24 protein-coding genes and 1 tRNA gene are annotated in these 20,944 nt (G+C 65.1%); 13 read left to right on the plus strand and 12 right to left on the minus strand.

Annotated elements, in window-relative coordinates; translation table 11 throughout:
* Positions 1 to 66 precede the first annotated feature (66 nt).
* On the plus strand, positions 67 to 1,158 hold the full coding sequence (dinB, locus tag JF515_RS14025) for a DNA polymerase IV (RefSeq protein WP_338015227.1): 1,092 nt from the start codon (positions 67 to 69) through the stop codon (positions 1,156 to 1,158).
* A 25-nt stretch (positions 1,159 to 1,183) separates the two neighbouring features.
* On the opposite strand, the gene JF515_RS14030 is transcribed toward dinB, so the two are convergent.
* Positions 1,184 to 1,417: a hypothetical protein gene (locus JF515_RS14030; protein WP_203105084.1), complete on the minus strand. Its 234-nt coding sequence runs from the start codon at positions 1,415 to 1,417 to the stop codon at positions 1,184 to 1,186.
* A 225-nt stretch (positions 1,418 to 1,642) separates the two neighbouring features.
* Here JF515_RS14030 and ppnN point away from each other — a divergent pair, with 225 nt between their 5' ends.
* Entirely contained in the window at positions 1,643 to 3,007 is a 1,365-nt protein-coding gene (gene ppnN, locus JF515_RS14035) for a nucleotide 5'-monophosphate nucleosidase PpnN (protein ID WP_203105085.1), read from the plus strand.
* A 45-nt stretch (positions 3,008 to 3,052) separates the two neighbouring features.
* Here ppnN and JF515_RS14040 read toward each other — a convergent pair whose 3' ends face one another.
* Positions 3,053 to 3,823: a 3-hydroxyacyl-CoA dehydrogenase gene (locus tag JF515_RS14040; RefSeq protein ID WP_203105086.1), complete on the minus strand. Its 771-nt coding sequence runs from the start codon at positions 3,821 to 3,823 to the stop codon at positions 3,053 to 3,055.
* Between the two features lie 160 nt (positions 3,824 to 3,983).
* Between JF515_RS14040 and egtB the strand changes: the two genes are divergently transcribed.
* The 3 genes from egtB to JF515_RS14055 all read left to right on the plus strand — a co-directional run bounded on the left by egtB (position 3,984) and on the right by JF515_RS14055 (position 6,963).
* Positions 3,984 to 5,288 carry an ergothioneine biosynthesis protein EgtB gene (gene egtB, locus JF515_RS14045; RefSeq protein WP_203105087.1) on the plus strand — a complete coding sequence of 435 codons (1,305 nt, stop codon included), beginning with the start codon at positions 3,984 to 3,986 and terminating at the stop codon, positions 5,286 to 5,288.
* Positions 5,260 to 6,234 (plus strand): L-histidine N(alpha)-methyltransferase, encoded by a 975-nt coding sequence (gene egtD, locus JF515_RS14050; RefSeq protein ID WP_203105088.1) that lies wholly within the window; start codon positions 5,260 to 5,262, stop codon positions 6,232 to 6,234. Before egtB ends, egtD begins: the two co-directional genes overlap by 29 nt.
* A 186-nt stretch (positions 6,235 to 6,420) precedes the next feature.
* The gene (locus JF515_RS14055) at positions 6,421 to 6,963 is read left to right on the plus strand and encodes an acyl-CoA thioesterase (protein ID WP_203105089.1); all 543 of its coding nucleotides are present in this window, start codon (positions 6,421 to 6,423) and stop codon (positions 6,961 to 6,963) included.
* A gap of 96 nt (positions 6,964 to 7,059) precedes the next feature.
* Here JF515_RS14055 and JF515_RS14060 read toward each other — a convergent pair whose 3' ends face one another.
* Together JF515_RS14060 and JF515_RS14065 are read right to left on the minus strand one after the other, a co-directional pair.
* Positions 7,060 to 7,674, minus strand: a complete 615-nt coding sequence (locus JF515_RS14060) for a LysE family translocator (RefSeq protein ID WP_203105090.1) — start codon at positions 7,672 to 7,674, stop codon at positions 7,060 to 7,062.
* Positions 7,675 to 7,742: 68 nt separating this feature from the next.
* Complete coding sequence (locus JF515_RS14065; protein ID WP_203105091.1) at positions 7,743 to 8,525, minus strand: AraC family transcriptional regulator; 783 nt, start codon at positions 8,523 to 8,525, stop codon at positions 7,743 to 7,745.
* Positions 8,526 to 8,623: 98 nt separating this feature from the next.
* Between JF515_RS14065 and JF515_RS14070 the strand changes: the two genes are divergently transcribed.
* Complete coding sequence (locus tag JF515_RS14070) at positions 8,624 to 9,124, plus strand: DUF1289 domain-containing protein (RefSeq protein ID WP_203105092.1); 501 nt, start codon at positions 8,624 to 8,626, stop codon at positions 9,122 to 9,124.
* An 8-nt stretch (positions 9,125 to 9,132) separates the two neighbouring features.
* Here JF515_RS14070 and JF515_RS14075 read toward each other — a convergent pair whose 3' ends face one another.
* Both JF515_RS14075 and zigA read right to left on the minus strand, forming a co-directional pair.
* Positions 9,133 to 9,588 carry a Fur family transcriptional regulator gene (locus JF515_RS14075; protein WP_203105093.1) on the minus strand — a complete coding sequence of 152 codons (456 nt, stop codon included), beginning with the start codon at positions 9,586 to 9,588 and terminating at the stop codon, positions 9,133 to 9,135.
* A gap of 84 nt (positions 9,589 to 9,672) precedes the next feature.
* Positions 9,673 to 10,884: a zinc metallochaperone GTPase ZigA gene (gene zigA / locus JF515_RS14080; protein WP_203105094.1), complete on the minus strand. Its 1,212-nt coding sequence runs from the start codon at positions 10,882 to 10,884 to the stop codon at positions 9,673 to 9,675.
* A gap of 144 nt (positions 10,885 to 11,028) precedes the next feature.
* Here zigA and JF515_RS14085 point away from each other — a divergent pair, with 144 nt between their 5' ends.
* The 4 genes from JF515_RS14085 to JF515_RS14100 all read left to right on the plus strand — a co-directional run bounded on the left by JF515_RS14085 (position 11,029) and on the right by JF515_RS14100 (position 15,962).
* Positions 11,029 to 11,832: an SDR family NAD(P)-dependent oxidoreductase gene (locus JF515_RS14085; RefSeq protein ID WP_203105095.1), complete on the plus strand. Its 804-nt coding sequence runs from the start codon at positions 11,029 to 11,031 to the stop codon at positions 11,830 to 11,832.
* 67 nt (positions 11,833 to 11,899) lie between these two features.
* Complete coding sequence (locus tag JF515_RS14090; protein WP_203105096.1) at positions 11,900 to 12,427, plus strand: sigma-70 family RNA polymerase sigma factor; 528 nt, start codon at positions 11,900 to 11,902, stop codon at positions 12,425 to 12,427.
* A complete protein-coding gene (locus JF515_RS19690) occupies positions 12,420 to 13,415 on the plus strand; it encodes a FecR domain-containing protein (protein WP_203105097.1) in 996 nt (331 codons plus the stop codon). The genes JF515_RS14090 and JF515_RS19690 overlap by 8 nt, the downstream gene beginning before the upstream one ends.
* An 84-nt stretch (positions 13,416 to 13,499) precedes the next feature.
* Complete coding sequence (locus JF515_RS14100; RefSeq protein WP_203105098.1) at positions 13,500 to 15,962, plus strand: TonB-dependent siderophore receptor; 2,463 nt, start codon at positions 13,500 to 13,502, stop codon at positions 15,960 to 15,962.
* A 27-nt stretch (positions 15,963 to 15,989) separates the two neighbouring features.
* Here the strand turns inward: JF515_RS14100 and JF515_RS14105 are convergent, their stop codons facing one another.
* A complete protein-coding gene (locus tag JF515_RS14105; RefSeq protein WP_203105099.1) occupies positions 15,990 to 16,433 on the minus strand; it encodes a hypothetical protein in 444 nt (147 codons plus the stop codon).
* A 38-nt stretch (positions 16,434 to 16,471) separates the two neighbouring features.
* On the minus strand, positions 16,472 to 17,266 hold the full coding sequence (locus JF515_RS14110; protein ID WP_203105100.1) for a crotonase/enoyl-CoA hydratase family protein: 795 nt from the start codon (positions 17,264 to 17,266) through the stop codon (positions 16,472 to 16,474).
* A gap of 130 nt (positions 17,267 to 17,396) precedes the next feature.
* Here JF515_RS14110 and JF515_RS14115 point away from each other — a divergent pair, with 130 nt between their 5' ends.
* A complete protein-coding gene (locus JF515_RS14115) occupies positions 17,397 to 17,966 on the plus strand; it encodes a TetR/AcrR family transcriptional regulator (protein WP_203105101.1) in 570 nt (189 codons plus the stop codon).
* On the opposite strand, the gene JF515_RS14120 is transcribed toward JF515_RS14115, so the two are convergent.
* The 3 genes from JF515_RS14120 to JF515_RS14130 are packed head-to-tail and all read right to left on the minus strand — an operon-like array spanning position 17,906 to position 19,343.
* Complete coding sequence (locus JF515_RS14120; protein ID WP_203105102.1) at positions 17,906 to 18,502, minus strand: DUF6436 domain-containing protein; 597 nt, start codon at positions 18,500 to 18,502, stop codon at positions 17,906 to 17,908. The genes JF515_RS14115 and JF515_RS14120 overlap by 61 nt on opposite strands.
* Positions 18,495 to 18,761 carry a PaaI family thioesterase gene (locus JF515_RS14125; protein WP_203105103.1) on the minus strand — a complete coding sequence of 89 codons (267 nt, stop codon included), beginning with the start codon at positions 18,759 to 18,761 and terminating at the stop codon, positions 18,495 to 18,497. The genes JF515_RS14120 and JF515_RS14125 overlap by 8 nt, the downstream gene beginning before the upstream one ends.
* Positions 18,762 to 18,764: 3 nt before the next feature.
* Positions 18,765 to 19,343, minus strand: a complete 579-nt coding sequence (locus JF515_RS14130) for a TetR/AcrR family transcriptional regulator (protein ID WP_203105104.1) — start codon at positions 19,341 to 19,343, stop codon at positions 18,765 to 18,767.
* Positions 19,344 to 19,428: 85 nt separating this feature from the next.
* On the opposite strand from JF515_RS14130, the gene JF515_RS14135 reads away from it, so the two are divergent.
* Both JF515_RS14135 and JF515_RS14140 read left to right on the plus strand, forming a co-directional pair.
* Complete coding sequence (locus tag JF515_RS14135) at positions 19,429 to 19,932, plus strand: hypothetical protein (protein WP_203105105.1); 504 nt, start codon at positions 19,429 to 19,431, stop codon at positions 19,930 to 19,932.
* A 37-nt stretch (positions 19,933 to 19,969) separates the two neighbouring features.
* On the plus strand, positions 19,970 to 20,788 hold the full coding sequence (locus JF515_RS14140) for an enoyl-CoA hydratase-related protein (protein WP_203105106.1): 819 nt from the start codon (positions 19,970 to 19,972) through the stop codon (positions 20,786 to 20,788).
* 42 nt (positions 20,789 to 20,830) lie between these two features.
* On the opposite strand, the gene JF515_RS14145 is transcribed toward JF515_RS14140, so the two are convergent.
* Positions 20,831 to 20,915, minus strand: a tRNA-Leu gene (locus JF515_RS14145).
* Between the last annotated feature and the right edge of the window lie 29 nt (positions 20,916 to 20,944).

Consider the following 20,944-nt stretch of genomic DNA (forward strand, 5'->3'; position numbering starts at 1 on the left):
CTTCCCGATGAAAACCCGTCATGCGCAATTGACTCCTTACATTACCCGCGACCATACCGGACTTCCGTGAGCCGCAAGATCATCCACGTGGATTGTGATTGTTTCTACGCCGCCGTCGAGGTGCGCGACGACCCGCGCCTGCGCGGGCGACCGGTGGCGGTGGGCGGCGATCCCAACCGGCGCGGGGTGATCGCCACCTGCAACTATCCGGCCCGGGAATTCGGCGTGCGCTCGGCGATGTCCTCGTCCCAGGCCCTGAGGCTGTGTCCCGAACTGGTGATTCTGCGCCCGGATTTCGATAAATACCGCCGGGTCTCCGGGCAGATTCACGATATTTTTCGCACCTTTACCAACATTATCGAGCCCCTCTCCCTGGACGAAGCGTTTCTGGATGTGTCGGAGAGCCCGCTGCACGCCAACAGCGCCACCCGCATCGCCGAGGCGATCCGCGCCAAAGTGCGCGACACCCTCCATATCACCGTGTCCGCCGGCGTGGCCCCGAACAAGTTCCTGGCCAAGGTGGCCAGCGACTGGAACAAGCCGGATGGCCTGTTCGTGATTCCACCGGAGCAGGTCGAGGCCTTCGTCGCGGCCCTGCCGGTGAAACGCATTTCCGGGGTAGGCCGGGTCACCGGTGAAAAGCTGGCGGCGCTGGGCATTCATACCTGCGGAGACCTGCAGGGCATCAGCCGGCTGGACCTGGCCCACCACTTCGGCAGCTTCGGCGAGCGCCTCTACCACCTGGCCCGGGGCGAGGACGACCGGCCGGTGCAGACCAGCCGGCGGCGCAAGTCAGCCAGCGTGGAGAAAACCTACCATGAGGACAAACGTACCCTGGCGGAATGGCTGCGGGAACTGGACGATCTTCTGGAGCGGTTGCGCCAGCGCATCGACCGGCTGGACGCCAATTACATTATCCAGGGTTTGACGGTGAAGGTGCGCTACAACGACTTCCGCATCGTCAGCACCGACCAGGGTGGCGACCGGGTCGAGCGGGAACCCTTCGAGCGGATGCTGACCCAGCTGTGGGAACGCCATCCGGCGCCGGCGCGACTGCTGGGCGTGGGCGTGCGGCTCAGGGACCTGAAGAGCCCGCGACAGCCCGATCTGTTCCCCGAGGAACGGGAGAAGGCCCTGCGCCAGCACCGCGGGCCCTGAGGCCAGCCGCGATGGCGAGGCGCTTTCAGCCGGCCACCCGCGCCACCGGGGTCGCGCCCTCGCCCACCGGCGTCGGCAGGCGGGCCAGGGACTGGGCCATGATCTCGCGGCCACGCCGGGCCACCGGCTCCATCTGCGTTTCCAGGTATTGGTCCAGTACCCGCACGCACTCGTTGCATCGTGTCAGGGCATCCGGGTCCGGGCGCGCCAGCAGTTCATGCACCGCGTCATCGAGTTGATTCAGATACTTCAGCAACATGCCAGACTCCAGCGATCGTCACAGCCTAGGGGGCGGGAATGACGCCCCCATGACAGGGCCTCCACGCCAATGGGTCCATAGTGACCCAGTTGGCGGGTTTTGGCAGCGACTCCGGCAGTCTCCGGGCATGAAATCCTGTAAAAACTGATTTCCATCAAACGAGACGGGAGTCACGGCCCTGGGGTTATACTGCCCGCCTTTCACTTTCAACACACACTGGATTCCATGACTTCGACCGTATCCACCATCGTCGCCCCGGAAGGCAGCCTGGAAGTTCTCAGCCAGCAAGAGGTGGAGCGCCTGCGCGATACCTCCACCAAGGGGCTCCATGACCTGCTGCGCCGCTGCGCCCTGGCGGTGCTGAACGCCGGCACCCCCACCGACGACAGCCGCCAGGTGCTGGAAACCTATCGAAACTTCGAGATTCAGGTGATTCAGGAGGACAGGGGCCTGATGCTCAAGCTGGACAACGCGCCGGCCGGTGCTTTCGTGGACGGCCGCATGATTCGTGGTATTCGCGAGCACCTTTCGGCGGTACTGCGCGATATCGTCTACGTGGCCAACGAAATCGAGCATGGTGGCCGCTTCGATCTGGAGGACACCGACGGCATCTCCAACGCGGTGTTCCACATCCTGCGCAACGCCGGTGTGCTGCATGCCGGCGTGCTGCCCAACCTGGTGGTGTGCTGGGGCGGCCACTCCATCTCCCGCGAGGAATACGATTACTCCAAGAGCGTGGGCTACCAGCTCGGCCTGCGCGGCCTGGACATCTGCACCGGCTGCGGCCCGGGCGCCATGAAGGGCCCGATGAAAGGCGCCCATGTGGCGCACGCCAAGCAGCGCAACCGCCAGGGCCGCTACCTGGGCATCTCCGAGCCGGGCATCATCGCCGCCGAAGCCCCCAACCCGATCGTCAACGAACTGGTGATCATGCCGGACATCGAGAAACGGCTGGAGGCGTTCCTGCGCATGGCTCACAGCATCATCGTGTTCCCCGGCGGCGTCGGCACCACCGAGGAGATTCTTTATTTGCTGGGCGTGCTGCTGCACCCGAGCAACCGGGACATCCCGCTGCCGGTGGTCTTCACCGGCCCGGCGGAAAGCGCCGAGTACTTCCGCCAGATCGACACCTTCATCCGCTACGCCCTGGGCGACGACGCCGCCAAACGCTACCGGATCATCGTCGACGACCCGGAGGCGGTGGCGCTGGCGGTGCGCGAGGGCGTCGACGACCTGACCGCCTTCCGCCGCAAGCAGGACGACGCCTTCTACTACAACTGGCGCCTGACGGTACCACTGGAATTCCAGAAGCCGTTTCAGCCCACCCACGCCGCCATGACGGCGCTGGCCCTGCGCAAAGACCTGCCGGTGTTCGATCTGGCCGCCAACCTGCGCCGCGCCTTCTCCGGCATCGTCGCCGGCAACGTCAAGGAAGCCGGCATCCAGGCCATCGAGGAACACGGCCCCTACCGGCTCACCGCGGAGCCGGGCCTGATGGCCCAGCTGGACATCCTGCTGCAATCGTTCGTGGCGCAGAGCCGCATGAAGCTGCCGGGCAGCCATTACCAGCCCTGCTACGTTTTGGAATGATCGAGAAGCGGAATCGCGGTGGTTCCACCGCGATGCACCGGCCGCTTAGCGGGGCTGCATGCGGATGCCGCCGTCCAGGCGGATGGTCTCGCCGTTGAGGAAGGTGTTCTCCGCCATATGGCACACCAGGGCGGCGTACTCCGGCGGTTCACCGAGCCGTTTCGGGAACTGGGTCATCTCGATCAGCGGCATTTTCACCTTGTCCGGGGCGGCGTTCATCAGCGGGGTGTTGAAAATGCCCGGGGCGATGGTGTTCACCCGGATGCCCAGCTTGGCCAGGTCCCGGGCCATGGGCAGGGTCATGCCCACCACGCCGCCCTTGGTGGCGGCGTAGGCCACCTGACCCACCTGACCGTCGAAGGCGGCCACCGAGGCGGTGTTGACGATCACGCCGCGCTCATTGTCCTCGCCGGGTTCGTTCTCGGCCATCACCGCCGCCGCCAGCCGCGCCACGTTGAAGGTGCCGATCAGGTTGATTTGCACCACCATGTTGAACACGCCCAGATCATGGGGCTGGTTGTCCCGGCCCACGGTCTTCATGGCGGACCCCACGCCGGCGCAATTCACGCACAGGTGGATGGCACCGAACCTGTCCCGAGTGGCGTCGATGGCGGCCTTCACCGAGGCTTCGTCGGTGACGTCGGTGGCCACGAAACCGGCGGCCTCGCCCAACTCGGCGGCGGCCTGGGCGCCCTTTTCCTCGTCCCGGTCCAGGATCATCACCTTACCGCCCTTGGCGATCAGCGCCTCGGCGGTGGCCCGGCCCAGGCCGGAGGCGGCCCCGGTGATCACGGCGACTTTACCTTCAATGTTCATACTGACTCCTTGTTTTATGGCCCGGCGGCGTTTCGCTTCAGCCGCGATCAAAGGTTGTTAAAAGCACACTATAACGAAGCGCCGGTGTGCCGACATTGTTGCTTCCGCTCAACGGTGTGCGCATTCTGGATACCATCCGGCACCAGCAAGGGGATTGCCCATGAGCCAGCCTGACAGCCCGCCAAACCACCCCGGCCTCGCCGACCGGCTGGCCAACACCCGGCGTTTCAGTGAAACCCTGTGCCAACCCTTGAGCGTCGAGGACATGGGCCTGCAGGCTTGCCCGGAGGTAAGCCCGCCACGCTGGCATCTGGCGCATACCACCTGGTTCTTCGAGACCTTCATCCTCAAACCCCACTGCCCGGATTACCACCCCTTCGACGAGCGTTTCGAATACCTCTTCAACAGTTACTACAACGGCATCGGCGCCCAATACCCGCGCCCGCGCCGGCACCTGCTATCGCGCCCGGACACCGCCACCGTGTACCGCTGGCGGGCCCGGGTGGACGACGCCATGCAGGACCTTCTGGCCCGTGATGACAACCCGGCTCTACTGGCGCTGGTGGCCCTGGGCATCGAGCACGAACAGCAACATCAGGAACTGCTGCTCACCGACATCAAACACAGCTTTTCCTACAACCCGCTGTGGCCGGTCTACCAGGATCGGGAGGATACGGACGCCCGGGCAGCGGAGTTCGCCTGGATCAACCACCCGGGCGGCCTGGTGGAAATCGGCGCCCGGCCCGGCGACGGCTTTCACTTCGACAACGAGACCCCACGCCACCGCCAGTGGCTGGAACCCTTCGCCCTGGCCAACCGGCCCAGCACCTGCGCGGAGTACCTGGCGTTCATCGAGGACGGCGGCTACCGCCGCCCGGAGCTGTGGCTCTCCGACGGCTGGGACTGGGTGCGCCAGGCCGGCGCCGAGGCGCCTTTGTACTGGTTTCTGGACGATGGCGCCCCGCAATACTACACCCTGGCCGGGCGGCGCCCGATCCGGCTCAACGAGCCGGTCGCCCACCTCAACCATTACGAGGCGGACGCTTTCGCCCGCTGGTGCGGCAAGCGGTTGCCCACCGAAGCGGAATGGGAACATGCCGCCAACGGCCTGCCGGTAGCTTCCGGCGGCTTCGTGGACAACCGCCGGTTTCACCCCTCCGTGGCCCGCGCCGACGCGCCGGGCACCCTGCTGCAGATGTTCGGCGACGTCTGGGAATGGACCGCCAGCGCCTACCTGCCCTACCCGGGTTTCGCCCCGGAAGAAGGCGCCGTGGGGGAATACAACGGCAAGTTCATGAGCAACCAGATGGTACTGCGCGGCGGCTCCTGCGCCAGCAGCCGCGACCATCTGCGCGCCAGTTACCGCAATTTCTTCCAGCCCCACCTGCGCTGGCAGTTCAGCGGCGTTCGTCTGGCCCAAAGCATGGAGGCGCCCCGTGGCCCATCCCCAACAGCTATTGCCTAATCTGACCTTCCTGGACCTGCGGCCACCGGTGACCGACGCCGCCCGGGAGGTGGCGGCCTCGTTGTCCGCCCCCTCGCCAAGCCTGGACCCGAAGTACTTCTACGATCAGCGCGGCTCCGCCCTGTTCGACGCCATCACCCGCACCCCGGAGTACTACCCGACGCGCACCGAGGCGGCCCTGCTGACCGAGCACGCCGATGCCATGGCCGCGCAACTGCCCGGCGAGCTGGTGATCGCCGAGCCCGGCGCCGGCGGCTGCGACAAGGCGCGCCTGCTGCTGGACCGCTGGCGGCCGAGCGGCTATATGCCCCTGGAGATCTCCCGGGAATGCCTGCTCGGCGCCACCCGCGCACTGGCGCCGCGCCACCCCTCGGTGCACTTTACCGCCGTGTGCGCGGACTATTCCCAGGCGCTCAGCTTCCCCGCCGACGACCAGGGCCGGCCACGGCTGGTGTTTTTCCCGGGTTCCACCATCGGCAACTTCGAACCGGTCGCGCGGGCGGACTTCCTGGCCGGCCTGCGGCGCCTGGCCGGTGACGACGGTTTCCTGCTGATCGGCGCCGACCTGCAAAAGGACCCGGGCCGCCTCAACGCCGCCTACAACGACGCCGAGGGCCACACCGCCGCCTTTAACCGCAACGCCCTGCACCACCTCAACCGGCGGCTGGACTGCGGCTTCGAGCCGGACGCCTTCGAGCACCTGGCTTTCTATAACGAGACCGCGCAACGCATTGAAATGCACCTGGAATGTCTCCGCGACCAGACCGTCAGCGTGGCCGGGCGACGGATCGCGCTGCCGACGGGCACCCGCATCCACACCGAAAGCTCCTACAAGTTCACCGTGGAGGGGTTTTCCCGGGAGCTGGTGGAGGCCGGTTTCGCGCCGTTGTCGAGCTGGGTGGACGACGAGGAGCTGTTCAGCATTCATCTGGCCCGCGCGGCCTGAGCCCCATCGGGGAACCGTCCGGTAATTCTCGAACGCTGTAGGAGCGGCTTCAGCCGCGATAGCCCGGCGGTTGGCCGCGGCGAAAGCGAGCGCCGCCGCGCGGTGTGGCCGCCCGCGCTGTATCCTGTATCCTGAAGTCTGTACCGCGCCGGACCGGCGGCGCCACCGGGGAAGGAACGAGCATCCATGCTGGAACTGATCAGCGCGGCACGGCGCCGCAAGAGAACGCCGACCCACGACCTGTTCGACACGGTGCGGATGGAATTCCGCGTCGGGCTGCTCGACATCGACCTGAACCTGCAACTCAATACCGGCAAATACGTCAAGATCATGGACCGCTGCCGGCTGGAACACGCCGTGGTCACCGGCCTGCTGAACCGCGCCGTCGAGGCACGCACCAGCACCGTGGTGGCCAACACCGAAATCGCCTACATCCGCGAACTGCGCCCCTACCAGCGCTTCCAGGTGCACACCCGCATGCTCGGCTGGGACGACAAATACAGCTACTACGACCAACGCTTCGAATCACAGCGCAAGCTGCATACCCACGCCCTGCACCGGCTGGCGCACATGTACGGCGGCAAGACCATCAGCCCGCAGGCGTTCCAGGAAATGACCGGCCTGAATCTGGTGTCCCCGCCGCTGCCGGAATACGTGCAGGACTGGAAGACCCTGTTGCAGAACAAGCGGCGCCTCACCGAACGGGATATCGATCCGGAGCGTTTCTGATCGCGCTTGATCGCGACTGAAGCGGAACGCCGCCCGGTCGCTCCTACAGCGGAAGGCTTCGGTGGCGCGCGTCGTCGGAACGACTTCAGTCGCGATTCACGCCAGCAGCACCCCCACCGCCAGAGCCACCATCAACACGGCGGCGACGCGCTCCACCCAGGGCCCGTGGCGCAGTGCCCCCGCCGGCGCCCGGCCCCGGACGATCAGCAGCCGCGCCACCAGCAGATCCCAACACAACACCACCAGAAACATCCACAGCCCGTAAAGCGCCTGCACGGCGGTGGGCGTGCCCCGGGCGGCCAGCACCGAAAACAGGCTCATGTAGAACAGCCCGTTCTTGGGGTTGAGCAGCGCCGAGGCCAGCCCGGCCAGGAGCCCCGCCCGGGGGTCTGTGATGGCGCCGCCCACCCCGATCATGCCACCACGTGCCGCCGAGGCCGCCTGCCAGAAACGCATGCCCAGGTAGAGCAAATAGCCGGCCCCCGCCCACTGCACCACCCGGAACAGCAGCCCGCCGGAATCCAGCAGCGCGAAGCCGCTTACCGCCAAGGCGATGAAGATGCCGTTGCCCAAAGCCACGCCCAGGCAAACCGCCACCGACGCCCGCCACCCGGACACCAGGGCGCTGCGCGCGATCAGAATGAAATCGGGGCCGGGGCTCAACAGGGCAAGAAAATGGGCACCGGCGACGGGAATGAACGAATCCAGCATGGGCCTCTCCGTGCACGGAGAGGGCACCTTAGAGAAAAGCGGCACGGCGGGATTGAAGAAAAGTGCGCTCAGCGCGGCCGCTGATAGGCGCCCGGCGTCATCGCCACGCGCTCCTTGAAAGCACGCTGAAAATGGCTCTGGTCGGCGAAGCCGAGATCATGGGCCACCTCGGTAAGCGCCGCGCCCTCGCGAAGCAGGCGCCTTGCCCGGTCGATGCGCCGGTCCAGCCGGTAGGCGTGGGGGGTCATGCCGGTGGCGCCCTGGAAACGGCGATTCAGTTGATAACGGCTCAACCCCAGCCGCGCCGCCAGCGCCGGCAGCGAAGGCGTCTCGGCGAGGGGCGCCGCCAACCAGCGGCGTACCGGTTCCAGCTCCGGCGCCGCCGGCGGCGGGCCCACCAGGGGCTCGCCACGCCAATCGTTCCGGCTCAGAAACGCCGCCAGCGCCGCGGCCTTGGCATCGGCGCCACGACGTGAAAACAGGCAATCATTGAGGTGCTGGAAACGCTCATAGGCGGACCGGTCCCGGCGCACCTCGACCCCGGTGGGCAACGTGCCCGCCCAACGCCGCATCCAGGCCACGTCCACATACAGCATCTGGTAGCCCCAAGTGCGCCCCGGCAAGGGGTTACAGGCGTGCGGCAGCCAGGCTGGAATGCTGATCAAGGTGCCCGGCTCCAGAACGCGGCCGGCGCCAGGGCAGCTGAAATCACTGCGACCGCGATCGACCACACCGATGGACCAGGTGGAGTGGCTGTGCGGGCGGTAACAGGCGTGGCTGTCCGTGGCGCGCCGGCTCTCAACGAACGGCAGGCGCGGGTCGCGCCACAATCGGGCGGAAGACTGGGTCATGATCGATCCGTTGGATGGCAACGATTCCATTTTACCGTGGCCGGCCCGATGCACGATACCGTCGACCCCCTCCCCGCTTCCCCGTTACAATCCGGCCCATGAGTAAAACCCGTATCGGCACCCCCTGCATTGGCGTCTGTTCCACCGTCTTCGGCGACACGGTCTGTCGCGGCTGCCGCCGCTTCAGCCATGAAGTGGTGGACTGGAACGCCTACTCCGAGGAACAGAAACGGCTGGTCTGGCAGCGTCTCGACGAACTGCTCACCCTGGTGGTACGCAACTACTTCGAGGTGGTGGACGCGACCGCCCTGGCCGCCCAGCTGGACTATCAGAATCTGCGCTACCAGACCCAGCTCTCGCCGGAGGGCTGGGTTCCGGAACTGCTCAAGGCGGCCGGCCGCCAGCGGCTTGATTACGCCGTATTCGGGCTGCGACCACTGGCCGAGGCCCAAGGCCTGGCGCCCCGGGAGCTGTATGACCAGATCAGCAAGGAATGCCACGCCCTGAACCAGGCCCATTATGACCGTTCATTCGGGCGACCGGTGGGCATCACCGGGGAGCTGGTGCGCCACGCGGCGCGCGAAAACGGGTTGTTTTAGAGGCTGGATCAGGCGCAGTCCCGGCAGCGGCCGTGTATCTCCACCGGTTGCGGGCCGGCGCGAAAACCTTCCTGCCCCAGGCTGCGGTTAAGCTGCCGGCGCAGCGCCGCGTCCATGGGCGCCTCGCGCACGGTGCCGCATTCATCGCACACCAGAAACAGCGTGCCAGCGTCGTGGCCATGATCGCAGGCCAGGTGATCGCAGGCCAGGTAGCGATTGGTGGAGGCCAGGCGGTGCGCCAGGCCGGCGGACACCAGGAAATCCAGAGCCCGGTAAATGGTGGGCGGCTTGGCGCCCGGCTGGTGCTCGCGCTGCAGCTCGTCGAGCAGGTCATAGGCGCTCACCGGGCCCTGGTGGCCAAGCAGCAGCGACATCACCTGACGGCGCTGGGGCGTCAGCCGCAGGCCCTGCTCCTGGCAGCGCCGTTGGGCAATATCCAGTTGTTCTTCCTGCGTGTACGGCATGTTCTCTCCCGACCCGGTGCACTCCGCCCGACACCGGGCGGAGTGTTACATTATCCGGTCATCCGGAGCGCTTGAACAGGCCGTTCATACCGCCTCGGCCAACCCCCAGTCAGGGAACGGGTCCTCCAGGGTGCGCCAGTACTCCACCCCGGCCAGCATCTCCTTCTCGTCCAACAGACAGGCGTCCAGAGCCGCGCGTGCAAGAGCCGGGTCCATGTCCTGGCCGATGAACACCAGTTCCTGGCGCATGTCGCCGAACGGCTCCTCCCACTTCTCAAGGATGAAGGCCCGGGTCTCGGCGTCCTCCGGCCAGCGCGCCTCGGGCACCGCCTTCCAGAAGAAGCCGGCCACCCCATGGTGGGCGACACCGCCGGCCTGGCTCCAGGTGCCGGCCAGTCTCGGTCGCGTGGCGAGCCAGAAATACCCTTTCGAGCGCAGCAGCTTACCGTTGTCCCACTGGCGGTGCAGGAAGTCATAAAAACGTTTCGGGTGAAACGGCCGGCGCGCCGTGTAGGTGAAGCTGGAAATACCGTATTCCTCGGTTTCCGGCGTATGCTCACCGCGCATTTCCTTGAGCCAGCCCGGCGCCAGGCTGGCGCGCTCGAAATCGAAGCGCCCGGTGTCGAGCACCTTGTCCAGGGGCACCGCGCCCTGGCGGATGGGAATGATCTCCGCTTCCGGGTTGAGCGCTCGCAACGTGCCGATGACCGACCGCCGCGCGGCTTCGTCAATCAGATCGGTCTTGCTCACCAGCAGCACGTCGCAGAACTCGATCTGATCCACCAGCAGATCGGCCACGTTGCGCTCGTCGTCCTCGCCCAGGCTCTCGCCGGTGTCACGCAACTCCGCCGCGCGCCGGTAATCGTTGGCGAAGTTGGCGCCGTCCACCACGGTCACCAGGGTATCCAGCCGCGCCACCGCCGACAGGCTTTCGCCGTTTTCATCCTCGAAGGTGAAGGTTTCGGCCACCGGCAACGGCTCGGAAATACCGGTGGACTCGATCACCAGGTAATCGAACCGGCCTTCGGCGGCCAGCCGCCGCACCTCCAGCAGCAAATCCTCGCGCAGGGTGCAGCAGATGCAGCCGTTGCTCATCTCCACCAGTTTTTCCTCGGCGCGATTCAGGCTCACCTGCTGGTTCACCAGGCTGGCGTCGATGTTGATTTCGCTCATGTCGTTGACGATCACCGCCACCCGGCGGCCATCACGATTATTGAGAATGTGGTTAAGCACCGTGGTCTTGCCGGCGCCAAGAAAGCCGGACAGCACGGTCACCGGCAAGCGGTGGTCGGTCATGGGAGGTCTCCCGGGAAATCGTTTGGGGATAAATATGTTATAACATAACAACAGCAAAGCAAAAGCTATCGCGAACCGGGTCATTTTCTTTCCCCGCCGCGCCGGTCACCATGCGTGTTTGGATGCCCACAGCGGAGACCCTCCATGAGCTTCAAAGGCAAGACCATCGTGCTCACCGGCGCGTCCAGCGGGATCGGCGAGGAAGCCGCGAGACAACTGGCGCGCCGGGGCGCGCGGTTGTGCCTGCTGGCCCGCCGTGAGGAGGAACTGGCCAGGGTACAGGCTGATATCCACGCCGAAGGCGGACGGGCCTGGATCTATCCCACGGACCTGACCCACCCGGACAGCGTCGACACCGCCCTGGACGCCCTGCTCGCCGAGCACCCCCGGGTGGACGCCCTGGTCAACAACGCCGCCCACTCCATCCGCCGCCCCATCGTCGAGGCCCTGGACCGCATCCACGACTACGAACGCACCATGCAGCTCAACTACTTCGGCGCCCTGCGCATGACCATGGGGTTGATCCCGCGTTTTCTGGAACAGGGCCACGGCCATGTGGTGAATGCCTCCACCCTGTCCGCCCAGGTGCCGATCCCCCTGTTCTCCGCCTATCTGGCCAGCAAGGCGGCGCTGGAATCCTACTCCCGCTCGCTGAACGCGGAGTTGGGCCACAAGGGCATCCATGCCACCGTGGTGTACTTCCCCATGGTGCGCACGCCCATGTCCGATCGCACGTCGATCTACAAGCATATGCGCATGATGAAGGTGGAAGACGCCGCCGGCTGGATTCTCAAGGCCCTGCGCGACCAGCCGGCGCGGGTCGGCAGCCCCCTGGGCACGGTGGGCAGCCTAGTGCTGGCCGCGGTGCCCGGCCCGGCGGTGAAGTACACCCAGCCATTTTTCCGGCGCATGGACAAGCGACTCAAGGCGAAGCTCAAACGCCCATAATTGTAATAAAAACCATTCTCATTCATAATCCGCCCTTCACGCGAATTCATGCCTGGGGGCGGAAATCATGTCCGGGGTGGCAAAACCCCACCAAACGGTGGAGACCCTCTACACCGAGCATCACCGCTGGCTGCGCCAATGGCTCAGCCAGCGCGTGGGCTGCCCGGCGCTGGCCGCCGATCTCGCCCACGACACTTTCGTGCGCCTGCTGGCGCGGCCCCGTGGCCTGAACAATACCCACGGTGCCCGTGGCTATCTGCGCACCGTGGCCGAGCGCCTGTGCATCGACCTGTGGCGACGCCGGGCGGTGGAGCAGGCCTGGCTGGAGGTACTCGCCGCACGCCCCGAGGAAGTGGACATCTCGCCGGAAGACCAGGCGGTGATCGTCGAAACCTTCTGTGAAATCGACGAAATGCTACGCCGCCTGCCGCCCAAGGTGGCCCGCGCCTTCCTGCTTTCCCAGATCGACGGACTTACCTACAAGGACATCGCCCACCGCCTGGAGGTGTCCGAACGCACCGTGAAAAGCTACATGGCCAAGGCCATGCTCGAATGCATGAAGATCAACGCCCGCTTCCAGGACGCCCGTGGATAACAGACCCGAGCACGCGCCCCCGCTTCCCGAGCCGCACATCCTTGAACAGGCCGCGGAATGGTTCGCCACCCTCGGCGACGAAGACACCGGCCCGGAGCAGCACGACCGCTGGCGCGAGTGGATCGAGGACCACCCGGAGCACCGCCGTGCCTGGCGCTACGTGGAACAGATCAGCGCCCGCTTCCAACAGGCCCGCGATGGCGCCGGGCGCGACGGTGCCGGGCGTATTCTGCGGCACACCCGTGGCGAACGCCTCACCCGGCGGCGCCTGCTGACCGGCGGCGCCGCCGGTCTCGCCGCCTGGCTGGTGTGGAGCCGCACACCACTGCCGGAGGCCGGCGGGCGCCTGATGGCCGAATTGAGCGCCGATCAGCGCACCGCCACCGGCGAAATCCGCGACCTGGCCCTGCCCGACGGCGGGCACCTCTGGCTGAACAGCGCCAGCGCCGTGGACCTGGCCTACGGCGAAGCCCTGCGCCGGCTCACCCTCCATGATGGCGAGGTCCTTATCCAGACCGCCCCGGACCCGCGCCAGCGCCCGTTCGTGGTGGACACCCGGCACGGCCGTCTGCGTGCCCTGGGCACCCGCTTCACCGTGCGCCGACATGCGGATCACAGCTTTCTGGCGGTCTATGAGGGCGCCGTGGCGATCCGCACCGGCAACGGTCGGGAGGCGATCATCAATGCCGGTCGGCAAACCACCTTCCAGACCGATTCGATTCATTCCGCCGGCCCCGCCGACCCGGCCCGGCAAGCCTGGTCCCAGGGGCTGATCGTCGCCAACGACCTGCCCCTGGGCGAACTGGTCGCGGAGCTGGCCCGCTACCGCCACGGTCACCTGGGCGTGGACCCGTCGGTGGCCCAGCTGCGCGCGCTGGGCACCTACCCCACCGGACGCCCGGAACAGGCCCTGGCGATGCTGGAAAACGCCCTGCCGGTGCGTGCCCGGCGACTGCTGCCCTGGTGGGTAACCCTGGTTCCGGCGTAACCGCGAAACTTTTTCTTCCCCTTTTTCCGGCTCATCCGTGTTGAGAGGTAGAACGCCGACATTGAAACCGGAGGAAGGCACGACATGCCCTCGACACCCACTTTGTTCATCCCTCGCCGGGCCGGCTCGCTGGCCCTGGCGATTCAACTCAGCGTCACCGGCCTGGCCGGGATCGCCGCCACCACCCTGCCGGCACTGTGGTCCGCGCCCGCCCACGCCCAGGCCCAAGCCGCCCGCGTGCGCGTGGACATTCCCCCGGGCCCGTTGTCCGAGGCCCTGAACCGCTTCACCGAACGGGCCGGCGTTTACCTCAGCGGCGACAGCAGCCTCACCGCCGGCAAGCGCAGCCCCGGCCTGAACGGCGAGTTCACCGTCCGCGAGGGCCTCGACACCCTGCTCCAGGGCACCGACCTGAGCTACCGGGTGGAAGCCGACGACAGCATCACGCTGATCAAGGCCGGCGGCAACGTGCTGGCGCCAGTGAACGTGCACGACGTGGCCCTGACGCCGATGACCGAAGGCTCCGGCGGCTATACCGCCAACGCCATCAGCACTTTCAAGGGCACCCAGTCGGTACGCCGCACGCCGCAACCGGTGACCGTGGTCACCCGCCGCAGCCTGGACGACCGCGCCCTGCTGGATATGCACGACGTACTCAGCGCCACCCCCGGCGTCACCGTGGACTACACCGACAGCGAACGGGTCAACTATTACTCCCGAGGCTACCGGATCGAATCCCTGCAGATCGACGGCGGCCGCGTCGACCAGGGCGGCTCCATCTTCATCCAGCCGGACATGGCCACCCTGGACCGGGTGGAAATCCTGCGCGGCTCCGCCGGCCTGCTCAAGGGCACCGGCAACCCCTCCGCCACCGTGAACATGGTCCGCAAGAAACCCACCGAGGCGTTCCAGGCCTCCGCCAAGGCCACCTACGGCTCCTGGGAACGCCAGCGCATCGAAGGCGACATCTCCGGGGCCCTGATCCCCTCCGGCCGGCTGCGTGGCCGGCTGGTGGCGGTCTCCGATGATCGGGAATTCTTCCAGGACGCCCGCCAGGAAGACCGCAAGGTGTTCTACGGCGTGCTGGAAATGGACCTCACCGACCGCACTACCCTGGCCTCCGGCTACCAGTACACCCACCTGGACGCCACCGGCTCCTGGGGCGGCCTGCCCGCGGACTTCGACGGCAGCCAGCTCGACCTGCCCCGGGACACCTATCTGGGCGCCGACTGGAACCAGTGGAACCGCTTCAACGAGCAACTGTTCCTGGAGCTGGACCATTACTTCGAGAACGGCTGGCACCTGGAAGCCTCCGCCACCAAGACACGCTTCCGCATGGAGGACGAGGGCTTCAAGCAAACCTACTTCGAGCCCGCCAGCGCCACCAACCCCTATCTGATGAACGTCTCCACCTCCATCTATGATGGTGACGCCAGCGACCAGCGCTTCTACTCGGTCACCGCCGACGGCCCGTTCCGCCTGTTCGGCCGCGAGCATGAACTGGTGATCGGCGCCGACCACCAGCGCGTGCGCACCCGGGGCACGTCCGGCGTCTGGACCCCCAACGTGCTCACCAACGTGGACATCCGCGACTGGGACCCCTACCACGACATTCCGGAACCCTACGCCAACATCACCACCTCCGGCCGCGTGACCTACACCCGCCAGCACGGCGTCTACGGTACCGCCCGCTTCTCGGTAACCGACCCGCTCACCGTGATCGCCGGCGCCCGCGCCACCTGGTGGGAGTTCGAAGTGCCCAGCGACCCGGACAGCGATTACGACGTGGACAAGGAACTGACCCCCTATTTCGGGCTGGTCTACGACCTCAACGACACCTACAGCGTCTACGCCAGCTACACCGACATTTTCCAGCCCCAGGATGAATACAGCGCCAGCGGCAGCCTGCTCGACCCCATCGTCGGCAAGGACTACGAAGCCGGCCTCAAAGGGGAATTCCGCGACGGCCGCCTCAACGTCACCCTGGCCGCCTTCCGCATCAACAACGAAGGTGCCGCCGTCGAGGACGCCAGCAGCCCCGACCCCTGCACCCCCTACTACACCAACGGCCACTGCCGCGTCGCCGACGGTGAAACGCAAAGCGAAGGCTGGGAACTGGAACTCGCCGGCGAAGTGCTGCCCGGCTGGCAACTGCTGGCCGGTTACACCAACAACCGCACCGAATACGTGGAAGACGACGACCCGGACAACATCGGCGACCCGATCCGCACCGCCGACCCGCGCCACCTGTTCCGGCTGTTCACCAGCTACAACCTGAACAAGCGCCCCCAGGGCCTCACCGTGGGCGGCGGCGTGCGCGCGCAAAGCGATATCTACACCACCGGCTCCGGCGACGTGAAATACCGCCAGGCCGGCTACGCCGTCTACGACCTGATGGCCAGCTACGACTTCGGCAACGGCCTGCGCCTGCGGCTCAACGCCAACAACATCCTCGACAAGGAGTACTACAAGAAAGTGGGCAGCGGGGTGAACAACTACTACGGCGACCCGCGTAACTACATGGCGTCCGTGGAAGTAAGCTACTGAGGAAAAGCGGGCCTGGGTGCGCGACGTTCACTGAATCACGTTCAGCATCAACGCGACACCCAGGCAAAACGCCAGCAAACCCGCGGGCAGGGCCACCAGAGTGATTCGATCGATGGCGGCGGAATAGCGAATCACGGCACCAAGGTCCTGCCTGTCCGCGGCGCTTTTTCGCGCGAAGACCGGCGCCAGGCACAAAACATTGCCCAGCACCGCGATCGCCCCGGCGCTCACCTTCAATAGATAGAAGCCCGTCAAACGGTCCATGTCGACCATCATGACGCCGGTGATCAGAACCAGCACAAAGGCCGGCATTTCGAGAAAAAGATCAATGCGTTCATGAACGCGGGCCACCAGAAAGCCTTGTTCCCGGCTGGCCGCGCGCTGCCTCTCAACGATGAACTCCACACCGACCACACCGAACCAGAACGCCACGCCGAACAGGTGCAGTTTCAGCAGTATCGAATCGCTCATGAGCATGTCTCCTTTATTATTCTGCTTCCCGGCGTGGTTCAGTGACCCCTGAATTGAGGTTCGCGCTTTTGCATCATCGCGGCGATACCTTCCTGCACGTCCTGTGTTTTCATCAGCCCCAGCAGCGTATTGTTCAGTTGCGACAACGCCGCCGCCTCGCCCTCATCCCGGGCCTTGAAGGCGGATTGCAAGGTGGCCTTGACGCCAAGCGGCGCCGCCTTGGCGATACGCTCGGCGTACACCAGCGCCCTCTGAAGTGCTTCACCGGTCGCCACCACCTCGTTCACCAGACGCATGGATAAGGCCCGCTCGGCGGTGAACGCCTCACCGGTCAGCATGTAGAGCATCGCATTGTGCCAGCCGGCGGCTTGCACGAAGCGCGCCGTGGCGCCCCCCACCGGAGCGATACCACGCAGCACCTCCACCTGAGCGAAGCGGGCCTCCTCCGAGGCCACCACGATGTCGGCGTTCAACATCAACTCAATGCCCGCCGTCCAACATTCCCCCTGGACCGCGACCACCACCGGTTTGGTCCTGCGCGGCGGCTCCACGCCCCAAGGATCGACGCCATTGTCGGGATAGCCAAACCCGGACATCAGTTTCGGCGCCAGTTCCATCAGATCCAGGCCGGCGGTGAATACATCGCCATGACCAAAAATCACCGCGCAGCGCAAATCGTCATCCCGCTCATACTCCCCGAGCGCCAGGGAGAGATCCGTGATCATGGCACTGTCGAAGGCGTTGCGCTTGCCAGCGCGATCCAGGCCAATCAGGAATACCGCGCCTCGTTTTTCCCGGCTTACCCGACCTGCTCCACTATTGAGTTCCGACATCTTTCTCTCCTAGAACGAACAAGTTACTTACCGAACGTTTAGTTTATAAATGAACGTTTGGTAGACTTCAAGTTGTGAATACGAGGACGCTGTTCTAGCATGCCTTTCCCACTTACCCCGGAGACCTTCCATGCGCCCGCAAAAGCTGCCCCGCGCGGAACTGTTGTCCCGCTGCGCCAACACCCTGAAACAAAGCGGCTATCACGGTACCAGCATGGACGCGCTCGCCACCGCCTGTGGGCTGACCAAGGCCTCCTTCTACCACCATTACAGAAGCAAGGAAGCCCTGGTACACGACGTTCTGGCCTGGACACACGAACAGATTCGCGATGGCCTGTTCAGCATTGCCTACCAGGATGACGCCCCACGGGATCGCCTGACGAAACTCGGACGCAAGGGGAAAAAGCTCTTCATGAACCCTACCATCGGCTGCCTGATGGGGATCATCTCGGTGGACGCGATGGGCGATGCCCCCGAACTGATGGAGCAGGTGCGGGATTTCATGGACGAATGGGCCCAGGCCCTGGCCCATATCCTCGGCAGCCAGCTTCCCCGGAAGGCGGCACGGGAAATTGGCCGGCAAGCGGTGTCGGACTATGAGGGGGCCATCCTGATGGCTCGTATTTATGGCGACACCGGCTATTTCGACAGAGTCACGGAACGGCTTCTGGGCCTGCTCTCCGACGCCTCCGCCGCCTGATCCAGCCGTTCCGGAACAACACGGCAATAACAGCCCTTCGAGAGCCAGTTGAACACAGTGCCGTCGGTGACGCTCCGGTACGCGGCGAGAGGTGGCGAGAATCGCGCTTCCCGGGAGCAAAGGTTACCGGTGACCAGCGGGCCGACATAACGGAGCTTTCCGGATTTCACCACCAGTGCGGTGGGCACGGCAGGCAGATAGCGGACCAATGACGACAAACCGTCTTGGTCGGCCCGATCCCGGTAGAGGTCATGGACCCGCACCGGCACATCACCATCCAGCGCACGGTTCATTTTTTTCAAAACGGGTCTGGCGCAGGGACACTGACTATCGGTGATCACATAGACCGCGTCGCCTCGCTCGGCCACCTTGCGCAGCCATTGTCGGGCAGCCTGTTCGAAGCCCGTGTCGAAGTAATCCAGGCGATTCTCGCCCCAGGGCACATACCAGGTATCCAACGAATAGGACCATTTATAAAGCAGCATCGGCACCAGTGGAACAACGACAATGGCGACCAGTAAAAGCCGGTCATACATTCTGGACACGACCGACGCCTATCGTGGGAACAGTCGGCAGGCTGGCCATGGTACCGTTGCCACAGCAGGTATCGGCCAGAGCAAGCACCGAGGCGGTATGCAGAAACCCGTTGGGAGCCATCAGTTTACCCGCCACCGGCAGCTCCGCTTCGACTCTTCCAGTCCGGTCGTCGATACGGGTCATCCGCGCGCCCACCAGGCCCGGCAACCCGCTACTACCGTGACCATTGTATTGTTCCGCTTTCTGTTCCGGAGTCATCGGTTATTCCCCCAGGGCCTGCCTGATCAGCGCTTCAAGTTGCATCGATACCTGCTCCAGAGGCTCGACGCTGCGCCGCGCACGGCACAGCGCGATGGTCCCCTCCACCGAGGCAACCACCAAGATGGCCAATTGCTCAGCCTTCTGTTCCTCGACCCCCTGATTGACCAGAGAGCGTGTCAGAAGACCGATCCAGTCGGCGAAAACGGCCTTAGCCACCGCCAGCGCCGCCATCCCCTCCTCATTGTCCGGCTCCTCCACCGCCACCGACAGCACCGGGCAACCGGCGCGATAATCCGAGCGCACCACTTCCCGGCGCCATAACGCCAGAAACTCCTGGAGCCCGGTGACAGGCCCTTGCTGAAGGGAGCTCGCCAATACCTCGCTGACCTTATCGCCGATAAAACGCACCGCCTCGGTGACCAGTTGAGCCTTGCCACCGGGAAAGTAGTGGTACGTGGAACCCAGAGGGGCCCGGGCATGCTTGGCCAGTTCGCGGATACTGGTGGCCTTCACGCCTCTGCGACTGAGCAAATCCGCGGCACCGGCGACCAGCCGCTGCCGTGACGCCTTTTCTCTCATCTCCATCACTTCCGGCCATTGATATAACGATCGTCATAGAATACCGTCCGGCCATGACTTATAACAACCGTCATAAGGACCGACTATGCAACCCGATTCAAAGTACTTCACGATTTTCAAGGTGCTGATCTGGCTGACCCTGGCCGGCTGTACCCTGCATTTCTTTGACAACGTGGTGTTTTTCGATCAGTACCCGGAACCCGCCTGGCTGAACGCCCCCATTGTCGCCGCCCTGTGGATTCCGCTGGCCCTGGCCGCCTGGCGCGCCTCCAGCACGGTGTCCGGGGATTACCCCGACCATGTCTACACGCTGATCCAGGGCTTCGTGGTCGGTAACTGGTTGTCCTTCGGCCACTACCTGTTCGCCAGCCCCGTCGATGTTCTCCCTCGCATCAACCTGATCATCGCCATCCAGGTCACGCTCGCCACTGTTCTCTTTTTCTACTCGCTGTGGATGCAGCTGCGCTTCCACCGGGAGTCCATGCCCTACTTCACCAGAATCTGGGCCAAACTCATCGCCTTCTATGGCGTCACCATTTTCACTCTGGAATGGTTCTGGCCCTCCGACTTCCAGACCTGGTGGCTATAAGCCCGATCCTGTTTTCACACTCGAAAGGAAAGACCCCATGACCAAGAACGCCGCTGATCACGACTTTCACACGCTCCGGCTCACCCGCCAGGGCGCCGTTGCCGTGGTTCTACTGGATCAACCGGAGCGCCTCAACGCGCTTTCACCATTGATGCTCAAGGAAATGCGCCAGGCGATCGGCTCGGTGGCCGAAGACGCCTCCTGCCGCGCCCTGGTACTCAGTGGCAATGGCCGCGGCTTTTGCGCCGGTGCCGATCTGGGCCATTTCAAGGGCACGGACAGCGCCGGCGAAGACGCCACCGACCTGGGAACCGCCCTGCATCAGAGCTATCACCCCATCATTCGCCTGCTACGCGGCATGCCAAAACCCGTTATCGTCGCCGTCAACGGTGTTGCCGCCGGTGCCGGCTGCAACCTCGCCCTGGCCGGCGACATCGTCCTCGCCGCCCGATCCGCCACCTTTATCCAGGCATTCATCAAGCTCGGGCTGATCCCCGATGCCGGCGGCACCTGGACCGTACCGCGCCTGATCGGTCGCGCCAGGGCGTTACAGTGGATGATGAGTGGCGATGCCTTGAAAGCGGAGACCGCTCTGGATTGGGGCCTGATCAATGCCGTGCACGACAACGACCAGCTGATGGACAACGCCATGTCGCTGGCTTTTAAGATGGCGGCACAACCCACCCGTGCCTTGGCGGGCATCAAGTCCTTGATCGACCGAAGCACGGAACAGGATCTGGAGGCACAGCTTCACGCCGAAGCGACGCTGCAAAGTGAGCTTGGACAGGGTCGGGACGCCCAGGAAGGCATCAACGCCTTTCTCGCCAAACGCGAGCCCGGATTCACTGGAGAGTAAGGCGATGCCAATCCGGACGGGGCATCGGCTGAAGAAAGGGAATGGTGCGCCAGGAGGGACTTGAACCCCCACACCTTGCGGCATCAGGACCTAAACCTGACGTGTCTACCAATTCCACCACTGGCGCAGGCCGGCCATTGTAGCAGCCGGCCGACG

It is taken from the genome of Alloalcanivorax marinus, assembly GCF_016785095.1.
In the GTDB taxonomy this organism is placed as follows: Bacteria; Pseudomonadota; Gammaproteobacteria; order Pseudomonadales; family Alcanivoracaceae; genus Alloalcanivorax; species Alloalcanivorax marinus_A.